We start from the raw sequence: 20,348 nt of genomic DNA on the forward strand, positions 1-20,348 counted from the left end.
CATCTGTCACTGGACCCCGATCCGGCCGCCACCGGATCGCCAGACCGCCACCACGGCCGGCCGGGGCTGGGAGGTCCCGCCGTCCGGCCAGTGCGACGCGGGCCGCTCCACCGACGCGTCGTCGGTCTCTCCCGGATGCTGCACACACACCAAGACCCGGTCTTCGGTGACCACCGGCCCGCACGTCTCGGCGCCCACCGGCACCGACAGGAACTGTTTGGTCTCGCCGCGACGGTCCCCGTCCAGTACCACGGCGAACAAGCCGTCGTTGGCGTCCAGCGCATTGCCGTCGGTGCTGATCCAGAGGTTGCCGTACGGGTCGAACGCCAGGTTGTCCGGGCAGGAGATCGGGCTGACCTTCGTCTTGTCGTACCCGGCGAAATAGGTGTCGGCGGCGGCCGGGTCACCGCAGACGAGCAGCAGCGTCCAGGTGAAGTCCGTACCCGCGTGATCATCGGTGATCTCGAGGACCTGACCGTTCTTGTTCTTGTCGCGGGGGTTGGCCTCATCGGGCGCGGGCTTGCCCTCGGCACCGCGCTTGTCGTTGTTGGTCAGGGCCACATAGACCTTGCCGGTCTTCGGGTCGGCCTCGAAATCCTCCGGACGGTCCATCTTCGTGGCGCCCGCCTTGTCACCCGCGAGGCGGGTGAAGACCGCGACCTCTTCGGCCGTCATCCCGTCGACCAGCGATTCACCGCGACCGTCCGCGGCGGTACGCAGGATGGGGATCCAGCGGCCGGTTCCGGTGAAACCCTTGTCCGACGGGACCGCACCCGATCCGTCGATCCGGTCCGGGTGGTCGTCGGTCAGTTTCGCGACGTAGAGGGTGCCCGCGTCCAGGATGGTCAGGTTGTGGCGGCGCGCGGCCGCACCGGCGCCCGGCTCGATCTTGCGCGAGGAAACGAATTTGTACATGTAATCGAAGCGTTCGTCGTCACCGCAGTAGGCGACGACCGTGCCGTCCGCGGTGACATGGATATTCGCCGCCTCGTGTTTGAAGCGGCCCAACGCGGTGTGTTTGACCGGTGTGGACGCGGGATCCCACGGGTCGACCTCGACCACCCAGCCGAACCGGTTGGATTCGTTGGGTTCGGCGGCGATATCGAAGCGCCGGTCGAACTTCTCCCAGAAATGCGGGGCATCGGACTCGCCGATCCCGTACCGCTCCAGCCGCGCGGCCGCGACCGGGTCCGCGGCCTTGCCCACGAAGTAGGCGTTGAAGTTCTCCTCACCGGAAAGCACGGTGCCCCACGGGGTCACCCCGCCGGAACAGTTGTTGACCGTGCCGAGGACCTTGGTGCCGGTGGGGTCGGCGGAGGTCTTCACCAGCGGGCTACCCGCCGCAGGTCCGGTCAACCGGAACTCGGTGGTGGCGGTGATCCGCCGGTTGTACTTGCCGAAAGCGGGCGTGAGCGCACCGGTGCCGGGCTCGCCGTGCACCTCCACCACGGACAGGCCGTGCGCGGCCATGGCGATATCGACTTGCTCGCGGGTGATCGCCTCGGGCCGGTATCCCGGGAACATGAACAGTTCGGTCGTGTACTCGTGATTCACCACGAGCAGGTATCTGCCCGGTTGTCCTTCGATCGGCAGCAGACCGGCGAAATCGTTGTTGTAACCGAACTGCTTCGCCTGCGCGGCGGGCGTCTGCGCGAAGAAATCGAACTTCGGCGCGTCATCGAACAGCGGGTCACCCCAGCGGATGACCACGCCCTGTTCGTAGCCGTCCGGAACGACCAGCGCGTCCTCGGTGTTCGGCGCCACCGGTGTGAAGTCGGTCCCCGTGCCCTCGCTACTCCCGGTAGGGCCGACCTCCGTGTCGGCACCACAGGCCGCGAGCGCGCCGGCCGCGCCGATCGCCACCACCGCGGCCGCGCTGCCCTGTAACAGGCGGCGCCGCGAGATCCCCGCGACGATATCGCCGAAATAGGTGTTCGGCGAGGTATTGGGCACCGCGTGGAAGCAGGCGTTTCCGCATTTGTACTGACACGTGACTCGGGACCGCGACCCGGCCGGGTCGTGAGCGACGAATAGCGCAAGAGGTTTCACAGTGGACTCCTGTTCCGGGCTGAACGCACGCACGCTAGCGGACGCAGGCGAGTCTCAGGAGTACCGCAGATTAACAGTGTCTATTGCGCCGCCTCCGGCGGCGCGGGGTCGGGGCCCTATCAACCCCGAGTCTTCCCTCCTGACGGTCGGTCGCTGCGCTCCCTCCCTCTGGTCAATCCAGACTCGGGGCGGGCCCCGACCGCTGATGTGACCATGCGGGGGAACTCCCGCATGTGCATCCTTTATCAGCCGCAACATCCGCGGCGGGTCGGTCGTGCATACTCGGCCGGCTCTGGCTCCCGGGTCGTGTTCGGTGAACGCCTGTCGCCGGATACACCCGGAATTGGCTGCCGGACCGACCCGCTCGCCACCGGTCACCACCGCCCCCGCCGGACAGGTCTTCCCGACTCCTACACCGCTCACGGCCCTGGTCAGCGACCCCGGCAGCGGCAACCTGGCCGGGCTCGACGACGCCGGAACCCGTCCGCACGCTACGCACCCCCGCCACCGAGCTGTTCTGGTTCGGACCCTGCTGGAAGGCATGATCAGCATCCCGGCGGTACGAGCGGTCCGCGGCAGCCGATTCACAGTGCGTACGCGCCTACCGGGTCACCTTCCGGATAGCCGTTCACTCCTCGGTGTCGAGTCGGCGAGGCCGAAAAGGTCGAGGCCAGTCCCGCAGTTCAGCCCTCGAAGCGCATGCGCCGCAGGCGCAAGTCTCCAAGACCGAACGGTGGGACCTCAGGGGCTACCTCGTACCGCCGCAACGGGCGCCTACAACGCAGCGACGATGTTCACCAAACGGCCCGGCACCACGATCAGCTTGCGCGGGGGCTTGCCGTCGAGCAGGGCGGCGATCTTCTCGTCGGCCAGCGCGGCCGCTTCGATCGCGGCCTGATCGGCCTCCGGATCCACCTGGATCCGGCTGCGGACCTTCCCGTTGACCTGGATCGGGTACTCCACCGTCTCCGCGGTCAGCAACGCCGGATCGGCCACCGGGAACGGACCGTGGGCCAGCGAGTGGGTATGCCCCAGACGTTCCCACAGCTCCTCGGTCATATGCGGGGCCAGCGGCGCCAGCATCAGCACCACCGGTTCCACCGCCGCGCGCGGCGCACCCTTCGGGTAGGCCTTGGTCAAGTGGTTGGTCAGCTCGATCAGTTTCGCGCCGGCGGTGTTGTCGCGCATGGCGGCCAGATCCTCGTCGACCCCGGCGATGGTCCGGTGCAGCAGCCGCAGCGTCTCGTCGGTCGGATTGTCCTCGGTGACCCGCGACCCTCCGGTCTCCTCGTCGACCACCAGCCGCCAGACCCGCTGCAGGAACCGGTGCGCGCCGATGACGTCCTTGGTCGCCCACGGCCGGGAGGTGTCCAGGGGGCCCATCGACATCTCGTAGAAGCGGAAGGTGTCGGCCCCGTACAGATCACAGATCTCATCGGGCGCGATCGCGTTCTTCAGCGATTTGCCGATCTTGCCGTATTCCTGGTTCACCTCGACCTCGGCGCCCGCCGCATCGGTCCAGTAGAACTTGCCGTCGCGTTCGGTGACCTCCGCGGCCGGGACATAGGCGCCGCGCGCGTCGGTATAGGCGAAGGCCTGGATGTACCCCTGGTTGAACAGGCGACGGTAGGGTTCGCTGCCGGTCACATCACCCAGGTCGAACAGCACCTTCTGCCAGAACCGGGCGTACAGCAGGTGCAGCACCGCGTGCTCCACTCCGCCCACGTACAGATCGACCCCACCCGGGTCGTCGGCGCCGTGTTCGGCCGGGCGCGGGCCCAGCCAATAGTTCTCGTTCTCCTTCGCGCAGAACGCCTCGGTATTGGTGGGATCGGCGTAGCGCAGCTGGTACCAGGAACTGCCCGCCCAGTTGGGCATCACATTGGTATCGCGCCGATAGGTGCGCGGGCCGTCGCCCAGATCCAGCTCCACCTCGACCCAGTCGGTGGCCTTGGCCAGCGGCGGGGACGGTTCGGAATTCGCGTCGTCGGGGTCGAAGGTGACCGGGGCGAAATCGTCCAGCTCGGGCAGCCGCACGGGCAGCATCGATTCCGGCAACGCGTGCGGGGCGCCGGACTCGTCGTAGACGATGGGGAACGGTTCGCCCCAGTACCGCTGCCGCGCGAACAGCCAGTCCCGCAGCTTGTACTGCACTGTGCCCGCGCCGTGGCCGTCGGTTTCCAGCCGGGCGATCACCGCGGCCTTGGCGTCGGCGATGGTCAGGCCGTCCAGATAGTCGGAATTGATGGCCGGGCCGTCACCGGTGAAGGCCTCGCCGTCGAATTCCGCGGGCGGGCGCACAGTACGGATGATCGGCAGGCCGAAAGCCGTCGCGAAATCCCAGTCGCGCTGATCCTGGCCCGGTACGGCCATGATCGCGCCGGTGCCGTAACCGCTCAGCACATAGTCCGCGATGAAGATCGGGATCCGGGCGCCGTTGACCGGGTTGGTGGCGTAGGCCCCCAGGAAGACGCCGGTCTTCTCCTTGTTCTCCTGCCGCTCCAGATCCGATTTGGCGGCGATGCCCTTGCGGTATGCGGCGACCGCCGCACCCGGGGTGGCGGCGGCCCCGGTCCACCGCGCGTCGACCGCGTCCGGCCAGGCGGCCGCGGTCAGCTGGTCGACCATCTCGTGTTCCGGGGCCAGCACCATGTAGGTCGCGCCGAACAAGGTGTCGGGGCGCGTGGTGAAAACCTCCACGTTGCCGGCGGCGGTCGCGAACTCGACCCGGGCGCCGCGGGAACGCCCGATCCAGTTGCGCTGCATGGCTTTGACATTGTCCGGCCAGTTCACATGGTCCAGATCGTCGATCAGCCGGTCCGCATAGGCGGTGATCCGCATCATCCACTGCCACAGGCGTTTACGGAAAACCGGGAAATTACCGCGTTCGCTGCGCCCCTCGGCGGTGACCTCTTCGTTGGACAGGACCGTGCCCAGTCCCGGACACCAGTTGACCATCGAATCCGTCTGATACACCAGCCGGTACGAGTCGATCACCGCGCCGTGCTGGGCCGCGGACATGGCCGACCAGTCCTGTCCCTCCGGCGCCGGGCGGGCGCCGGAGGCGAACTGACGCTCCAGTTCCGCGATCGGCCGTGCCCGGCCGGCCTCCTGGTCGTACCAGGCGTTGTAGATGCGCAGAAAAATCCACTGCGTCCACCGGTAGTACTCGGGATCGGTGGTGGCGAACGAACGCCGACGGTCGTGGCCCAGGCCCAGCCGGTCCAGCTGACGCTGCATGGTGGCGATATTGGACTCGGTGGTGTCGCGCGGATGCGCGCCGGTCTGCACGGCGTACTGCTCGGCGGGCAGGCCGAACGCGTCGTAACCCAGCGCGTGCAGCACATTGCGACCGTGCATCCGGTGATAGCGGGCGAACACGTCGGTGGCGATGTACCCCAGCGGATGACCCACGTGCAGCCCCGCCCCCGACGGGTACGGGAACATGTCCTGGACGAACAGCTTGTCCGCCGGAACCTCACCCGCCAGCGGGCCGACCGGGTTCGGAGCGTGGAAGGTGCCGCGCTCGTTCCAGCGCCGCTGCCACCTGCCCTCGATCTCCCCGGCGAGCTCGGCGGTGTACCGGTGGGCAGGCGTATCGTCGGCGCGGCCCTGGGCTGCGCCGTTGTCTACCGAGCTCTGCCCGGCCGTCTCGGTTGCGCGGGTGTCCTGCACGGTCCTGCCTTCTCTAGCTGCTCTCGGGGAGAATTCCGTCGTCACAGCCTAAGACTTGGGCCCTGACAAGCCCAAAAAGGTGTGTCCGCGACCTGCCTCCAGCCCCGCGGGCCGGTGTCGTTCGGCGGCACACTCTGGGAGATGTCGAGCCCCTGTCGCCCGGCCGCTATAGCAGACCGCCCCGAGCACACGTGAGGGATATCACGCGACTTCGCCCCGTCTCCGGCCGCCTCCCAGCCATACGGGGCTCGCCGGACATAGCCTGCCGTCCCGGCCGTCGCGAGTCCGGTATGCGACGTCACCGCCCGGCGTCGCGTTCAGCGAGACACCACAAAGGGTTGAGGCCCGTCCCGACGTTCAGCCCTCGAAGCGCATGCGCCGCAGGCGCGAGTCTCGAGGGCTGAACGTCGGGACCAAGGGGGCCTCAACCCCCGCGCCGCCGCAGGCGGCGCCAATAAACAGAGCACTGATACTCTCACCTGGTGTTCTTTGTCGCGATTCTGCTTTTCGTCCTGGCTGTGGTGGCCCTGACGACGGGTGTGCTCGGGCTCATCGGCCGCCTCCCCGGAAACCGCTACCTCGGCGTCCACACCGAGGCCGCGCTCCGCGACGAAGCCGCTTTCCGCGCCGCCAACCGGGTCGCGGCCCCCGCCTTGATCGCCGGCGCCGCGCTGTTGAGCGCCGGCGGGCTGGTCGTGCTGGCCGCGGGCGGTTTCACCGGCGGGCTGGTGGCCGTCGGTGTACTGGTCATCGCACTGTTCACCATCGGTTCGGGCGCCACCGCGGGGGCCCGTGCCGCTGAAGCCGTCGCACCGCCCGAGCCCGCGACCGGCGGGTGCGGTGGGTCCTGCGGCGGATGTTCGCTGAAGGACATCTGCGAACCGGCCGCCGGAGCCCGGACGGTCTGAGATTCCGAGCCGGTCTTCGGGCCGCTCAACCCAGCCAGTCCAGTACCGAGGCCGCCGTCCACGACTGCTGCATACTGCCCAGGGGCGCCCCGGTGAACGGCTCGTAGTACTCGGCGAAACTTCCGTCGCTGGCCTGCCGCAGGGCTTCGGCGCGCAACATGTAGGAACGTTCGGCCCAGCCGCGATGGGCGAACACCCAGGAGAACAGCCAGCTCATCACCGGCCATACCGGGCCCCGCCAGTATTCGCGAGGCCGGAAATCCTTCGAGACCGGCGAGGTGGAGGGCGGCAGCGCGTAGCGCAGGTCCGGGTGGCCGCAGAACCGCGGGCCCTCGAACAGGCGCAGCAGATTGCTTTCGGTGGCTCGGGGCAGGCCGCCGCTGATGAGAGGTGCGAACATGGCCAGCGTCTCGGTGGTGATCCAGCGCTGCGCCCGGGTGTCGTAGTCGCGGGCGGCCCCGGTGCGGGCATCGGTCGTGGCGACGACTCCGGCGCGGAACCGTTCGGCCCAGGCGAAGAGATCGCGGGTATCGGATCTGGCCTGGTGGTAGTCCTCGCCGATCTGTCCCAGCACCTCGCAGGCCAGCGCGAATATCGCGGTGACGAACACGTCCTCGACCGCGAACCCCATCACCGAGCTCAGCATGTCGTCGTCGTAGCGGGCGCGGCGCATCTGCTCCACCAGCCACAGGTACCGGTCGTATTCGCGGTCGGTGGGCCGCTGGGTGGGGTCGGCGACGATCAGTACGTCCTCGCGCCGGTAGGGCGGCAGGTCACCGGGCACGACGTTCTCGTAGGCCCGGTCCCAGCGCGGGGAGTTGTCCATCCCGGATTCCCAGCCGTGGTAGAGCGTGATCCGGCCACTGCCGAACGGGTCACGGGCATGGGCCAGCCAGCGATGCCAACGCACCAGATCCGCCCAGCGGCGGTTGAGGAACTCCTCGGCCACCGCCCGGGTGCTGCGGCCGTGCCGACGGGAATGGTCCAGAATCCGCTGCACCGCGATGGCGTGCACGGGCGGCTGGGTGATCCCGGAGGTATCCGGTCCGTCCGGCGCGTTGGCGGCCAGCAGCCGGCATTCCCAGCGGGCGGGCCCCGGGAAGTAGCCGTCTACTCCGTTGGCGAAGACGATGTGCGGGATCATCCCGTTCTTCCACTGCGCGGACAGCAGGGTGTCGAGTTCGATCACCGCGCGTTCCACGCTCAGCGGCGCCAGTCCCACCGCGACGAAAGCCGCGTCCCAGCTCCACATGTGCGGGTACAGGCGGGGTGCGGCGCTGGTCATGGTTCCCAAATCGTTGCCGCGCAGCAGATAGGCCGCGCGGGCGGCGAGCTGCGTGGGAGTGAAACCTGGGTGTGCCATCTCTATATCTTGCTGCCTCGGGTCGGCGAGCGCTCGATCGGTGAGCGTGATCGCAATATCTACCGAGTCACGGTTTCGCTCCAGTGTGCGCCATATTTCGGGCGCGCTACGCGAGGGCGCCGAACCCTCGCGTCGCGGACCCGGCCGCGGTGCGGTGTGGTACGCACTATCCGGCGAGCTGTTCGCGGACCGCTCGGCGACGGAAGGGTCCGAGCGAGTACGGGCGGGTCCCGGCGACGTAGAGCGAGGAGTGGGCGATATGCGGCAGGAATCCGACGGTGAGCGGTGGGAACGGCCGGTAGCGCTGGTCACCGGCGGCGGTCGCGGGCTCGGCGCGGCCATCGCGCGCGAACTGGCGCCTGATCACCGGCTGCTGCTCGGAGCGCGCACAGCAGCCGGGCTGGAACCGATTCTGTCCGAACTCCCCGATGCCACCGGATGGCCCGTGGAGCTCACCGATTACGCCGCGGTGGCGGTGGCGGTGCGGCCGATCGAGCGGCTGGATGTCCTGGTGCACAACGCCGGTATCGCGGACCTGAGCACGATCGCCGAGTCCTCGGTACAGCAGTGGCGCGATACCCTCGAGGCCAATCTGGTCGCCGTCGTGGAGCTCACCCGGCTGCTGCTGCCGGCCCTGCGCGCCGCGAACGGCCATGTGGTGCTGGTCAATTCGGGAGCGGGGCTGCGCGCGAACGCCGGCTGGGCCTCGTATGCCGCGAGCAAGTTCGGTCTGCGGGCGTTCGGCGACGCACTGCGCCTCGAAGAGCCTTCGATCCGAGTGACCTCGATCCATCCGGGACGAATCGATACCGATATGCAGCGCGCGATCGTGGCCGATGAGCGGCGGTCCTACGATCCGGACCAGTTCCTGCGGCCGCAGACCGTCGCCCGGGCGATCCGGTCGGCGATCGATACACCCCGTGACGCCCATCCGACCGAAATCGTGCTCCGGCCCTGGTGAGCACCGGATGGCCCGAACGCCTGGTCGTACGCCCGTGGGCGCCCGGCGACGCTGATCGTGTCGCGGCCTGGCGCTACGACGGACCGTGGGGCGTCTACGATATCGGCGCCGCGGACGAACTCCCCCGCGCGGCAGGCGAATACCTGGCGCTGGTCGGTGCCGACGATGATCGGATGGTCGGGTTCTACTGCACCGGCGCGGAAGCGAGGGTCCCGGGACTGCGCGCCGAGTTCGGGGTGATCGACCTCGGTGTGGGTATGGATCCCCGCTGGGTCGGCCGGGGCCACGGCCGCAGCTTCGGCAGCACGGTGATCGCCGATATCCGCCGCGCACATCCGGTTTCGGCGCTGCGCGCGGTCGTCCAGTCGTGGAACGCCCGCAGCCGGCGCCTGCTCGGGAACCTCGGATTCGTGGAATCCGGCAGCCATACCTGCGTGCAGAACCAGCGATCGATCGACTATGTCGTGGTGTTGCAGCCGCCACCCTGACGGACCGGTCGCTCGGCAGATCCGGCGGAACCATGCTGGCCATGAGACATACGGGAGACCCGACAGTCCCGCTCGCGCAGGCACGGCATCCCAACGGGGTGTTCTCGCCACCGATACCGAGAATCGGCGCGGCACTGATGCTGTGTGACCCGCGGCGCCGGCCGCGTATTCGACTTCAGGTGGCGATGGACGGTACGCCGTCGATCGCGATCCTCGATGAAGAGGGCGCCGTCGTCAGGCAGCTCCGGTACCGGACGGCGCCGCCGCGAAGCCGCGGCGGCGCCGGGTCGGCACGAGACCGGCGGTCTCGTCCCGCGGAGGTCAGTGCTCGTCGTAGTGGCCGTTGTGGGCGGCGTGCCGGTGGCCTTCGTGGATGTAGTCGACGTGGTCGCCGTGCGGGACCGCGACATGACCGCAACCTTCACCGTGCACGTGCTCATGGGAGGTGTGTTCGGCATGACCCTGGGTTTGACATTCGTCGTAGTGCCCGTCGTGTTCGCGGTGCAGATGGCCGTCGTGGACGTAATCCACGTGATCGCCGTGCGGAACCGCGACATGACCGCAATCCGGACCGTGCACATGCGTATGGTCGGTGTGCTGATCGTGTGCCGTCGTCATCGGTGTTCCCTCTTTCCTCGAAGCGGTTGTTTTCCTCGAAGCGTTCAGCTGGGACTACACCCCTCCATTACATCACCAAGTGCGCATAATTGCAGTTAGCCGATGGTTCACCCCGGATAACGAAGATGCGGCCGTCACCGGTTGTGTCAGACCCCGGAGTCACACTGGAACGGCCGCACTCGCGACCACTGCTATCGCGGGGGAACCCGGCGCAGCCGAGCGGGGATGAGACACCTCGGCGCGGCGGCCAACGAACGCACCGCCCGATCGGTACAGACCGCAACCCAACAGTGTTACCGAATCATCCGACCTTTAAACCTCATTCGGAATATTTTTCGCAAATTCAGTGTCGTTCATTGTTCCGGCCACGTAACGTCGGTGTAGTTCGAAGCCGCCGCGGCAGCCCCCCTTCGGCCCCGGCGAGTCAGATAGCTGCGCTTGCCTGGCCGGAATCCATCCGGCAACACGTGACGAAGATCGGACACAGGAACTCATGATTATCCGCAAGATCGCTACCGTTGTGGTGCCCGTACTGGCCACCGCCGCCGTAGGCGCGGGAGTCGTACGCGCAGAACCCGTCGCCCCCGATATCGAATACCGCGCCGAACTCATCGGCAACACGGTCGTCACCACCCTCACCAACGGCACCTTCGATATCAACGGTGAGGCGGTGGAGATCAAGGACAAAGCCGGAGCGACCGTGGTGTCCCTGCCACTGGCCGTGGTCGAGGGCGAGACCGAATACCCACTGCCGCACGCGATCCGGGATGACGGGCGTGTGCTGGAACTGACCGCGATCAAGGACGCCGCGGCGGCGCGTCCTGCGGTGAAGCCGGTGGCTTCACCGCAGGAGAACTACGCCGCCCAGTCGAACTTCGCCTCCCAGTTCGGTATCGCGACCGCCATCGGCGGGTTCATCGGCACGGCACTCGGGGCGGCCGTCGGACTCATCACATTCCTCGGCGGGCCGGGTACCGGAATCCCCGGCATCATCACCGCAGCCACGGTCGGCGGGATCATCGGCACCATCGTGGTGGGCGGACCGGCGCTGGTGATCGCCGGTGTCGACCTGTTCAACACGCTGGCCGCCGCGCCCGGCACCTCCAAATGGGCTCCGCGGCAACAGGTGTCGTCGACGAACTGACCCGCCGAACGAGAGCCGGTGACACTCCGGCCCGGAGAGATCCCCGAACACGTGTGGCCCCTGGTGCCGGGACAGCAGGGGCCACACGTACGGAGCGGGTCAGGCGATACCGCTGACCGGCTCCGGATTGGTCTGATCTCGCCAGGCGAGCGCCTCGTTCACCTGGGTCAGGTCGTAGTCCGGCCCGGTGATCCCCACCGTGAACAGGGTCGCGCCCGCGTCGAGATACTTGGGGGCGGCCTCCGCACCGGGCCAGGCGACCGAGCGCTCGATCTTGCCCGATTCGGTGCCCACCCGGGAGCAGTGCTCTTCGAGAACCTGACTCTTGTGGGTGAAAACATCCAGCTCGCCGAAGCTGTGCCAGATATCGGCGTATTCGGCCACCAGTCGTAGCGTCTTCTTCTCCCCGCCGCCACCGATCAGGATCGGGATCTCCCGGACCGGCTGCGGGTTCAGTTTGGCCAGCCGGGCGGTGATCCGGGGCAGGTATTCCTTCAACAGGTTCAGGCGACCACCGGCGGTGCCGAACTCGTAGCCGTACTCGTCGTAGTCGCGTTCGAACCAGCCCGAGCCGATGCCCAGGATGAGCCGGCCGCCACTGATCTGATCCACGGTGCGGGCCATATCCGCGAGCAGGTCCGGGTTGCGGTAGCCGCCGCCGGTCACCAGCGCCCCGATCTCGACCCGTTCGGTCTGCTCGGCGAACGCCCCGAGCATGGTCCAGCATTCGTAATGCGCGCCATCGGGGTCTCCGTACAGCGGATAGAAGTGATCCCAGTTGAACACGATGTCCACCCCGGCGTCCTCGGCCCGCAACACCGCGTCGCGGATGAGTCCGTAGTCGGGGGCGTGCTGGGGCTGGAGTTGGACTCCGATCCGAACCGGTCGGCTCATCTGCTTGACTCCTCGTCGTCGGTGGGTCTCCCGGACCGAGGCTACCGGGGCGGACGCGACCCGGCCCGGCGGCAATCGGCCGTGACGACACGGCGGCACCGGAGGAAGAATTCCGCGTGAATTCCGGTCGGGCATGGATTCCGTAACAGATGAATACACCCCTTTCCTGGGAGTCTTCCGTCGGTAGCATTTCGACCGCGTCTCGTTGTCACGGCCCGAGCAGGTCGGCGTCACGCACAGAAGGAGGACTTACTCATGCCTGTGTGCACGACTCGCGACAATGTGAACATCTATTACAAGGATTGGGGCAACGGTCGCCCGGTCGTGTTCATCCACGGCTGGCCGCTGAACGCCGACGCCTGGGAAGACCAGATGAAGTGCGTGGCCGATAACGGCTACCGGGGGATCGCCCACGACCGGCGCGGCCACGGACGCTCGGACCAGCCGTGGCAGGGATACGACTTCGACACCTTCGCCGACGACCTCAACGATCTCCTGAACAGCCTCGATATCCGTGACGCGACGCTGGTGGCGCACAGCATGGGCGGCGGTGAGCTCGCCCGCTACATCGGCCGGCACGGCACCGAACGGGTGCACTCGGCGGTGCTGCTGTCGGCGATACCGCCCCTGATGATCAAGAACGACAGCAATCCGGAAGGTGTGCCGGAAAAGGTCTTCGACGAGATCAAGACCGGGATCCTCACCGAGCGTTCGCAATTCTGGAAGGACACCTCGGAAGGATTCTTCGGCGCGAACCGCCCGGGCAACAAGGTGACCCAGGGCAACCGCGACGAATTCTGGTTCATGGCCATGCACGAGAGCATCCAGGCCGGCGTGAAATGCGTCGACGCATTCGCTTATACGGATTTCACGGCGGATCTGCAGAAATTCGACGTGCCCACGCTGATCGTGCACGGCGACGACGACCAGGTGGTTCCGATCGACGCCACCGGCCGCAAATCCGCTGAGATCATCAAGGATTCGACGTTGAAGGTGTACGAGGGCGGATCGCACGGTATCGCCTTGGTCCCCGGGGACAAGGAGCGGTTCAACGCCGACCTGCTGGAGTTCCTCGACAGCTGACCGCGGGTCCCGGACCGAACGTGGTCGGTGGTGTATCGGTCACGACGATGAGCGGGCCCCGCGCAGCGGTTCACCACTGCGCGGGGCCCGCTGTCCCTGTTCTCCGGCCCGCCCCTGCCCTCGGTTCGGGTCTCAGCCCCTGACCAGCGACATCAGCGCGTCCAACGATTCCGCCGCCGGTAGCGCGAGCGCCCGCTCCGCGACCGTCGCCGCCTGCACCGGGGACAACCTCGCCTCCACATTCAGATCGAATTTCAGGGTGAGTTCGTCGTCGGAGAGCGGATTCGCCGGACCCCCGCGATTGTGGTCGACCCGCGCCTCGTGCCAGATATCGTCGCGCGTACGTACCCGGAGCACAGCCGGGAACTGGTGCGGGTAGATCTCGTCGCACCGAGCGTCGCTGTTCGCGACCACCAGCGCGGCCAATTCGAGCGTGCGCGGGTCCTTGGCCGCCTCATCGGTGAAGTCCGCGTGCCCCACGCCCAGTCCGGATCCGCCGAGCAGCGCCCGTGCCACGGTGAACGGACCCGAGAAGGCGGCGTGATAGCCGGATTCCGGTGCGGCCTTGGCCGCGGGCGGCTCCGCGATGGTGCGCAGCACCGGTGTCGGCACGCCCAGCACGATTTCCACGATCTCGTCCGGATCGAGTCCCCCGGCGCGCAGGGCGCGGGCGGCATCGATACCGGCGTGGGTGAAATGGTTACAGGGGTAGGGCTTGAAGAAGATGCCGGGCAGTTCCCAGTGCTCGCCCAACCGGTCGACCACCTTCGCCGCGTCCGCGCGGTCGCCGCAGAACGCGTGCAGGAAACCGAACCGGCCCTCGATCACCGTGGGCGGCCCGGTGAGTCCGTGCCGGGCGAATTCCGCTGCGGTGACACCGGAATGCGCGGCCCACCCGCAGTGCGCGCGTTTCACCGTGCCGCCGGTCCGGTTGGCCTCGAGCAGGCCCGCGCCGAAACTGGCGGCGATCCCCATCGCGTCCGCGATGCCTTCGGCGTCGAGGCCGTACAGCATCGCCGCCGCGGCGGCGGATCCGACGGCGCCGCAGATCGACGTGGCGTGCTGACCGCGTTCGAAGAACTCGGAATTGCCGAGTTCCTCGTCGTAACCGCCCATCCCCAGGCGCACCGCGATCTCGATCCCGACGCCCGCGGCGTCGAGCACCGCGGCGCCCGACGCACCGGTCGCCTCCCCGACCGCCAGCGCCGCGGGCACCACCGACGCCGACGGATGCAGCACGGACGGAAGGTGGGTGTCGTCGGAATCCATCGAATGCGCGAGGGTGCCGTTCACCAGTGCGGCGGTGGCGGCGGGAAAGCGTTCCCCGGTACCGATACCGCTGGCCGCGGCGGCGCCGGCCCAGCCGCGGGCCACCGCGGTCACGGCGCGGGCGGACGGCTGTCCCTGGGCGGCCAGCGAGTTGCCGAGCACGTCGAGGACGCGCCGGGCCACATCTCGGCGCAGCTCCTCGGCGAGTCCGGTGGTGCGGGTGTGGTCGGCGAGGGCGGCGAGGCGGCCCACGACGGTGCCGTGCAGGTCGTGGCGAGCCGGGACGGTGGCGGCGGCGGTGCTCATGCGGGCACCACCGCGACGGGGCGCACCGGCGATCCGGTGCCGCCGGTGATACGCAGCGGCGCCATCACGAAGGTGAACTCGGTGAGGCCGCGAGCGCTCGCGTCCTCGAGGTTCAGATGCTCGATGATGTGGATCCCGTTCTCCACCAGCAGCACCCGGTGCACCGGCAGCACGCTGTGCCCCTTGCCCGGCGGAATGTGCTCGAACGCCGTGGTGTCCGCGCCCGCGGCCACGATCCCGGCGGCGGCCAGCCAGCGGGCCGCGCTCACATCGGCGCCCGGAACTCCGTCCTGCTGACCGAGGTAGCGCTGGGCGTCGTCGAAATGCCGGGCCCAGCCGGTGCGGATGAGTACGACATCGCCGCGCCGCGGGGTCACCCCGGCCGCCTCGGCGGCGTCGCGTAGATCCTGTTCGGTGACGGCCTGGCCGGCTTCGAGGGCATCGACACCGCGCACCCGCGGCACATCGAGCAGCAGACCGCGCCGGAGCATGAACGGGATCGATTCCGCGCCCAGTTCGGAGAACCGTCCGCCGCGCTGCGCGTCCTGGGCGTCCACGCCGCCGTGCAATTTGCCCTCGTGGCTGACGTGGGAGAGGGCGTCCACGTGGGTGCCGACGTGCCCGCCGGTCACGATGATCTCGTTGGACGCCGACCCGCCGTCCGGGCGGACCATATCGCCGTGCCGGCGGATCAGGGTCATCCGGAACCCCGGATGGTTGGGTGAGCAGGGCATTCCCGTGGTGTGCGGGTGCCCGAGCTCGACGAAATCGACGTCGCTGCTCACCACGGCGTGCAGCAGCGCGTCCGGTGCTGCGGTGACGGTCTGTTCGGTCATGCTTTCACTCCTCGTACTGCGGTGGCAGCTGCTCGGTCGAGAACCACGCGGGCATTGGCGACCACGGCGGGATCGATGAATCTGCCGTTCTCGTCGAGAACCGCGGATTCACCCGCCGCCATGGACGCGGCCGCACACTCCACGATCCGTCGGGCCCGGTCCTGTTCCTCCGGCGACGGCGTATAGGCCTCGTTGACGATGTCGATCTGATTCGGGTGGATGACGGAGCGCCCGAAGAAACCCTGGGCGCGGCCGACGCGCGAGGTCGCCGCCAATCCGGCCGGATCGTCGACCGCGGTCCAGACGCTCTGGACCGGTGAGGCCAGTCCGGCCGCACGTGCCGCGGTGACGATCCAGCCGCGTGCCCAGGTCAGGCCGTCGCCCTCGGTCCGCAGGTCGGCGGCAAGGTCGGCTTCGCCCAGCGCGATCCCGGTGACCCGCGGATGGCACCGCGCGATCCGGGGCGCCGCCAGCAGGCCGGCGGCGGATTCGACGATGGCGTGGACTTCGCAGGTGAGCCGGTCGGCGGTCGCCGCTACTGTGTCGGGATCGTCGGCTTTGGGCAGTCGCACGCCCGCGAGCGGGACCGCGGCGGCGGCCAGCGCGGCGAGTTCGTGATCCAGCCATTCGGTGCCGATCGCGTTGAGCCGCAACCAGACCCGGCGATCTTGTGGCACGACGCGCAGGGCGTCGAGCGCGTTCGCGAGGGCGCGGTCCTTCGCGCCGACGGGGACCGCGTCCTCGAGATCGATGACCACGGCATCGGCGGCACTGTCGAATGCCTTGCCGATGCGGTCGTCGCGGTGCCCGGGCACGTAGAGCCAGCTGCGTGGTGTCATTTCGTCTCCGAGGCCGGGTTTTCCGGGGCGCGGTAGCCCAGAGCACGCGAAATACGCTGCGCCGCTTCGACGAGCGCGCTCTCGTATCGGTCGCAGGCGGCTTCGGTCATCCGATAGCTGGGCCCGCAGACCGATACCGAGCCGATCACGGCGCCGTCCGCACCGAACACCGGGGCGGCGATCGACCCCGCCCCTTCCTGTCGTTCCCCGGAGGATCGGCACACACCGCGCTCGCGCGCTTCCCGGAGGATGACGCGCAGCGAGTCGGGGTCGATGATCGTGGTGGCGGTCAGCCGGGGCAGCGGTTGCGCGAGCAGATCGTCCTGCTCCGCTTCGGAGAGGTGGGCCAGGATGATGCGGCCCGACGAGCCGCTGTGCAGCTCGAACCGGCGACCCAGCTCGACGGTCATCTTGATTTCCTGGGTACTCTCTACCTGGTCGAGGTAGACGCGACCCCCTGGTAGGCGGCCTGTGACGGTCGCCGTCTCGCCGGTGGACCGCTGTAGGTCCACCAGTGCCTCGCGGGCCATCCGCCGCAGCGGGGACACATCCAGTGCGCGCGCGCCGAGAGTCGCCGCCGCCGGGCCGAGCAGGTACCGGCGGGTCGAGGGCTCGTAGAGGAGCAGGCCGCATTCGACGAAGGTCGTCAGGATGCGGTGGGCGACCGCCTTCGACATACCGGTCGAGCGGGCGATCTCCGAGACGCCGAGTGCGCTCGACCGCCGGCCGAACTCGAGCAGCACATCCGCTGCCCGCGCGGCGGACGTGGTGCCTCCACTGGAGGACTCCATCGTGGCTCCGTTCTGCGGGGTCTTCTGGTTGTTCCGACGGGCGACGCTACCGGCGTGAGCGACTTATATCTGAACAAAGTTGTACCGCTTAGCGAAACGATTGTCCAGGGGCCTGAAGCGCCCCGGCCTCGAGTTTCTGCGGCGTTAATCCTCTCTACAGGCACTTGTGTCCGGATTGTCAAACGTGCATAGTGCAGGGGACCACATTCTTGCGTTCCGCTGAACGGAACATGATAGGAGGAAGCGTGGACGGTCCGGATTTCGATCTCGTCGTCGCCGGTGCGGGCGGCGGACTCGTCGCCGCGCTGCGCGCCGCCGAACTCGGCGCGAATGTGCTCGTCGTCGACGCCGACGAGCACTTCCAGCGGGGCAACAACACCTCCATGTGCACCGCGATGATCCCGGCCGCCGGAACCCGCTGGCAGCAGGCCGCGGGCGTAGCGGACAGCCCGGACCGCTTCCTCGACGACATCGACCGCAAAACCGCCGGTACCGCCGACCGCCGACTGGCCCGGGCCCTCGCCGAAGCGGGCGCGCCGCTGGTCACCTGGCTGGCCGACGCCCAGGGCCTCGACCTCGAACTGGTCACCGACTTCCGCTACCCCGGCCACAGCGCCGACCGCTGCCACACCATCCCCGGACGGCACGGCTCCCGGCTGCTGCGCCATCTCGTGGAGCGCGCCCGGGCACATCCCCGGATCGAGCTCATCGCCCCGATGGCCCTCCGCGAGGTGCGCACCACCGACGGACGGGTCACCGGTGTGGAGATCGCCACCCCCGACGGGAACACCGAGCACGTGACCGCGCCGGCCGTGCTGCTGGCGACCAACGGGTTCGGCGCCGACAGCGACCTGGTCCACCGGTGGATTCCGGAAATCGCCGAGGCCCACTATCACGGCGGCCAGTTCAGCCGGGGCGACGCCCTGCGGATCGGGCGCGACCTCGGCGCCGACAGCGCCTTCCTGGACGCCTACCAGGGCCATGCCGCCTTGTCCTCGCGCAGCCAGACGCTCATCGGCTGGGCCACCGTGGTCCACGGCGGCGTGATCGTCGACAACACGGGCCGCCGTTTCGCACCCGAGACCACCGGCTACTCCGAATTCGCCGCCATCCTCGCCGCGCGGCCCGGCAGCTCCGGCTGGATCGTCATCGACGAACACATCGAGGCCCTGTGCTCGGTGTTCGACGATTTCCGCACGGTCGCCGAGAGCGGGTCGCTGGTCCGCGCCGACACCGCCGCCGAACTGGCCGAGCGGATCGGCGTTCCGGCCGACGCACTCGAGGACGAACTCGCGGCCGCCCAGCGCGCCGCCGTCGGGACCGAACCGGACCGGCAGGGCCGCACCGATGCCCGCCACCCCCTGACTTCGCCCTATATCGCGATCGCCATCACCCCGGCGCTGTTCCACACGCAGGGCGGTCTGGTCGTCGACGAACACGCACGGGTACTCGCCGACGGGTCACCGATCCCCGGCCTGTACGCGTCGGGCGGCGCCGCCATCGGCATCTCCGGCCACGGAGCCGGCGGCTACCTAGCGGGCAACGGACTCATCACCGCGCTCGGGCTGGCGTTCCTCGCCGCCGAGCACGTGAGCAGCGCCGTCACGGCCTGAACAACACAAAACATCTATCCAGATATTCGCCAGGAGAAGAGATGACCACGTATCTGATCAAGAACGGCACCGTCGTGCGCACCGGCAGCGCGGCCCCCGAAGAGGGTGAGACCGCGGATGTCCTCGTCGTCGACGGCAAGATCGCGGCCATCGGCCCGAATCTCGAGGCCGCCGACGCCGAGATCGTCGACGCCACCGACAAGCTGGTCTTCCCCGGCGTGGTCGACGCGCACCAGCACTGGGGCATCTACAACGCCCTGGCCGAGGACACGCAGACCGAATCCCGCGCGAGCGCGCAGGGCGGTGTCACCACCGCGCTGACCTATATGCGCACCGGCCAGTACTACCTGAACAAGGGCGGCGCGTACGCCGACTTCTTCCCGGAGGTCCTCGAGGCGTCGGCGGGCCGCAGCTATATCGATTACGCGTTCCACCTGGCGCCGATGTCCAAGGAACATATCGGCGAGATCCCGGACCTGGCCTCGGATCAGGGCGTGACCTCGTTCAAGATCTTCATGTTCTACGGCAGCCACGGCCTGCACGGGCGTTCCACCTCGCAGAGCGATTTCCTGATGATCCCCGAGGACGAGCGCTACGACATCGCGCATTTCGAGTTCGTGATGCGCGGTGTCCAGAAGGCCCGCGAACAGTTCCCCGAACTGGCCCCGCACATCTCGCTGTCGCTGCACTGTGAGACCGCCGAGATCATGAGCGCCTACACCAAGATCGTCGAGCAGGAGGGCACGCTCAGCGGGCTCGCCGCCTACAGCGCCTCGCGTCCGCAGCACTCCGAGGGCCTGGCGGTGACCATCGCGTCCTTCCTCGCCGACGAGACAGGTCTGCCGAATATCAACCTGCTGCACCTGAGCTCGGCGAAGGCGCTGAAGGCCGCCATGAAGATGGCCGAGGCCTTCCCGCACGTGAACTTCCGCCGCGAGGTCACCATCGGGCACCTGCTCACCGATATCGACAACGCCAACGGCCTGGGCGCCAAGGTGAATCCGCCGATCCGCCCCCGCGAGGACGTCGAGGCGCTGTGGGAGCACCTGCTCGCCGGGAACATCGACTGGGTGGTCTCCGATCACGCCTGCTGCAAGGACGAGGTCAAGTTCGGTGAAGACCGCGACGACGTGTTCGCCGCCAAGTCCGGCTTCGGCGGCACCGAATACCTGCTGCCCGGTCTGATCAGTGAAGGACGCAAGCGCGGCCTGTCCCTGCGCCGGATCGCCCAGCTCATCGCCTCGAACCCGGCCGACCGCTACGGCCTGCCCGGCAAGGGCCGCCTCGAAGAGGGCGTCGACGCCGATATCGCGATCGTCGACCCGAACCGAACCTGGACCGTGCGCGCCGCCGACTCCGAATCCACCCAGGAGTACACGCCGTTCGAAGGTTTCGAGCTGACCGCCGCCGTCACCGACACCTTCGTGCGCGGCAACCGCGTCCTCGCCGACGGCGTCGTCACCGGCGAGCCCGAGGGCCGCTACATCGCGCGTCCGTACTGAGGGGTCCGG

At 68.4% G+C, this 20,348-nt stretch carries 16 protein-coding genes; 7 read left to right on the plus strand and 9 right to left on the minus strand.

Annotation, left to right across the window (positions count from 1 at the left end; all coding sequences use genetic code 11):
• Positions 1-6: 6 nt before the first annotated feature.
• Both OG804_RS21840 and leuS read right to left on the minus strand, forming a co-directional pair.
• Positions 7-2,049, minus strand: coding sequence for a PhoX family protein (locus OG804_RS21840; RefSeq protein ID WP_328389353.1), 2,043 nt, complete (start codon positions 2,047-2,049; stop codon positions 7-9).
• Between the two features lie 774 nt (positions 2,050-2,823).
• On the minus strand, positions 2,824-5,724 hold the full coding sequence (gene leuS / locus OG804_RS21845; RefSeq protein WP_328389355.1) for a leucine--tRNA ligase: 2,901 nt from the start codon (positions 5,722-5,724) through the stop codon (positions 2,824-2,826).
• A 482-nt stretch (positions 5,725-6,206) separates the two neighbouring features.
• On the opposite strand from leuS, the gene OG804_RS21850 reads away from it, so the two are divergent.
• A complete protein-coding gene (locus OG804_RS21850; protein ID WP_328389357.1) occupies positions 6,207-6,632 on the plus strand; it encodes an SdpI family protein in 426 nt (141 codons plus the stop codon).
• A gap of 25 nt (positions 6,633-6,657) precedes the next feature.
• On the opposite strand, the gene ggh is transcribed toward OG804_RS21850, so the two are convergent.
• Positions 6,658-7,995: a glucosylglycerate hydrolase gene (ggh, locus tag OG804_RS21855; protein WP_328389359.1), complete on the minus strand. Its 1,338-nt coding sequence runs from the start codon at positions 7,993-7,995 to the stop codon at positions 6,658-6,660.
• A gap of 259 nt (positions 7,996-8,254) precedes the next feature.
• Here ggh and OG804_RS21860 point away from each other — a divergent pair, with 259 nt between their 5' ends.
• Positions 8,255-8,956 (plus strand): SDR family oxidoreductase, encoded by a 702-nt coding sequence (locus OG804_RS21860; protein WP_328389361.1) that lies wholly within the window; start codon positions 8,255-8,257, stop codon positions 8,954-8,956.
• Positions 8,953-9,444, plus strand: coding sequence for a GNAT family N-acetyltransferase (locus tag OG804_RS21865; protein ID WP_328389362.1), 492 nt, complete (start codon positions 8,953-8,955; stop codon positions 9,442-9,444). The genes OG804_RS21860 and OG804_RS21865 overlap by 4 nt, the downstream gene beginning before the upstream one ends.
• A 321-nt stretch (positions 9,445-9,765) precedes the next feature.
• Here the strand turns inward: OG804_RS21865 and OG804_RS21870 are convergent, their stop codons facing one another.
• Positions 9,766-10,062, minus strand: coding sequence for a hypothetical protein (locus tag OG804_RS21870; protein WP_328389364.1), 297 nt, complete (start codon positions 10,060-10,062; stop codon positions 9,766-9,768).
• Between the two features lie 493 nt (positions 10,063-10,555).
• Here OG804_RS21870 and OG804_RS21875 point away from each other — a divergent pair, with 493 nt between their 5' ends.
• Complete coding sequence (locus OG804_RS21875) at positions 10,556-11,206, plus strand: ammonium transporter (RefSeq protein ID WP_328389366.1); 651 nt, start codon at positions 10,556-10,558, stop codon at positions 11,204-11,206.
• Between the two features lie 99 nt (positions 11,207-11,305).
• On the opposite strand, the gene OG804_RS21880 is transcribed toward OG804_RS21875, so the two are convergent.
• Positions 11,306-12,100 carry an LLM class F420-dependent oxidoreductase gene (locus OG804_RS21880; RefSeq protein WP_328389367.1) on the minus strand — a complete coding sequence of 265 codons (795 nt, stop codon included), beginning with the start codon at positions 12,098-12,100 and terminating at the stop codon, positions 11,306-11,308.
• 255 nt (positions 12,101-12,355) lie between these two features.
• Between OG804_RS21880 and OG804_RS21885 the strand changes: the two genes are divergently transcribed.
• Positions 12,356-13,183 carry an alpha/beta fold hydrolase gene (locus OG804_RS21885; RefSeq protein ID WP_328389368.1) on the plus strand — a complete coding sequence of 276 codons (828 nt, stop codon included), beginning with the start codon at positions 12,356-12,358 and terminating at the stop codon, positions 13,181-13,183.
• A gap of 132 nt (positions 13,184-13,315) precedes the next feature.
• Here the strand turns inward: OG804_RS21885 and OG804_RS21890 are convergent, their stop codons facing one another.
• The 4 genes from OG804_RS21890 to OG804_RS21905 are packed head-to-tail and all read right to left on the minus strand — an operon-like array spanning position 13,316 to position 17,224.
• Entirely contained in the window at positions 13,316-14,758 is a 1,443-nt protein-coding gene (locus tag OG804_RS21890; RefSeq protein ID WP_328389369.1) for an MmgE/PrpD family protein, read from the minus strand.
• On the minus strand, positions 14,755-15,594 hold the full coding sequence (locus OG804_RS21895; protein WP_328389371.1) for a cyclase family protein: 840 nt from the start codon (positions 15,592-15,594) through the stop codon (positions 14,755-14,757). Before OG804_RS21895 ends, OG804_RS21890 begins: the two co-directional genes overlap by 4 nt.
• Positions 15,591-16,433: an HpcH/HpaI aldolase/citrate lyase family protein gene (locus OG804_RS21900; protein ID WP_328389373.1), complete on the minus strand. Its 843-nt coding sequence runs from the start codon at positions 16,431-16,433 to the stop codon at positions 15,591-15,593. The genes OG804_RS21895 and OG804_RS21900 overlap by 4 nt, the downstream gene beginning before the upstream one ends.
• A complete protein-coding gene (locus tag OG804_RS21905) occupies positions 16,430-17,224 on the minus strand; it encodes an IclR family transcriptional regulator (RefSeq protein WP_328389375.1) in 795 nt (264 codons plus the stop codon). Before OG804_RS21905 ends, OG804_RS21900 begins: the two co-directional genes overlap by 4 nt.
• A 245-nt stretch (positions 17,225-17,469) precedes the next feature.
• Between OG804_RS21905 and OG804_RS21910 the strand changes: the two genes are divergently transcribed.
• Both OG804_RS21910 and OG804_RS21915 read left to right on the plus strand, forming a co-directional pair.
• Complete coding sequence (locus OG804_RS21910) at positions 17,470-18,837, plus strand: FAD-dependent oxidoreductase (protein WP_328389378.1); 1,368 nt, start codon at positions 17,470-17,472, stop codon at positions 18,835-18,837.
• Between the two features lie 41 nt (positions 18,838-18,878).
• Positions 18,879-20,339, plus strand: coding sequence for a dihydroorotase (locus OG804_RS21915; protein ID WP_328389380.1), 1,461 nt, complete (start codon positions 18,879-18,881; stop codon positions 20,337-20,339).
• The last annotated feature ends 9 nt before the right edge of the window (positions 20,340-20,348 follow it).

It is taken from the genome of Nocardia sp. NBC_00416 (genome assembly GCF_036032445.1).
GTDB lineage: Bacteria > Actinomycetota > Actinomycetes > Mycobacteriales > Mycobacteriaceae > Nocardia.

Bases quoted from the DNA above. Each gene is read 5' to 3' on its own strand.
- OG804_RS21915 (WP_328389380.1), top strand. From the start codon at position 18,879: ATGACCACGTATCTGATCAAGAACGGCACCGTCGTGCGCACCGGCAGC.
- OG804_RS21860 (WP_328389361.1), top strand. From the start codon at position 8,255: ATGCGGCAGGAATCCGACGGTGAGCGGTGGGAACGGCCGGTAGCGCTG.
- OG804_RS21890 (WP_328389369.1), bottom strand. From the start codon at position 14,758: ATGAGCACCGCCGCCGCCACCGTCCCGGCTCGCCACGACCTGCACGGC.
- ggh (WP_328389359.1), bottom strand. From the start codon at position 7,995: ATGGCACACCCAGGTTTCACTCCCACGCAGCTCGCCGCCCGCGCGGCC.
- OG804_RS21875 (WP_328389366.1), top strand. From the start codon at position 10,556: ATGATTATCCGCAAGATCGCTACCGTTGTGGTGCCCGTACTGGCCACC.
- OG804_RS21900 (WP_328389373.1), bottom strand. From the start codon at position 16,433: ATGACACCACGCAGCTGGCTCTACGTGCCCGGGCACCGCGACGACCGC.
- OG804_RS21870 (WP_328389364.1), bottom strand. From the start codon at position 10,062: ATGACGACGGCACACGATCAGCACACCGACCATACGCATGTGCACGGT.
- OG804_RS21895 (WP_328389371.1), bottom strand. From the start codon at position 15,594: ATGACCGAACAGACCGTCACCGCAGCACCGGACGCGCTGCTGCACGCC.
- OG804_RS21885 (WP_328389368.1), top strand. From the start codon at position 12,356: ATGCCTGTGTGCACGACTCGCGACAATGTGAACATCTATTACAAGGAT.
- OG804_RS21880 (WP_328389367.1), bottom strand. From the start codon at position 12,100: ATGAGCCGACCGGTTCGGATCGGAGTCCAACTCCAGCCCCAGCACGCC.
- OG804_RS21905 (WP_328389375.1), bottom strand. From the start codon at position 17,224: ATGGAGTCCTCCAGTGGAGGCACCACGTCCGCCGCGCGGGCAGCGGAT.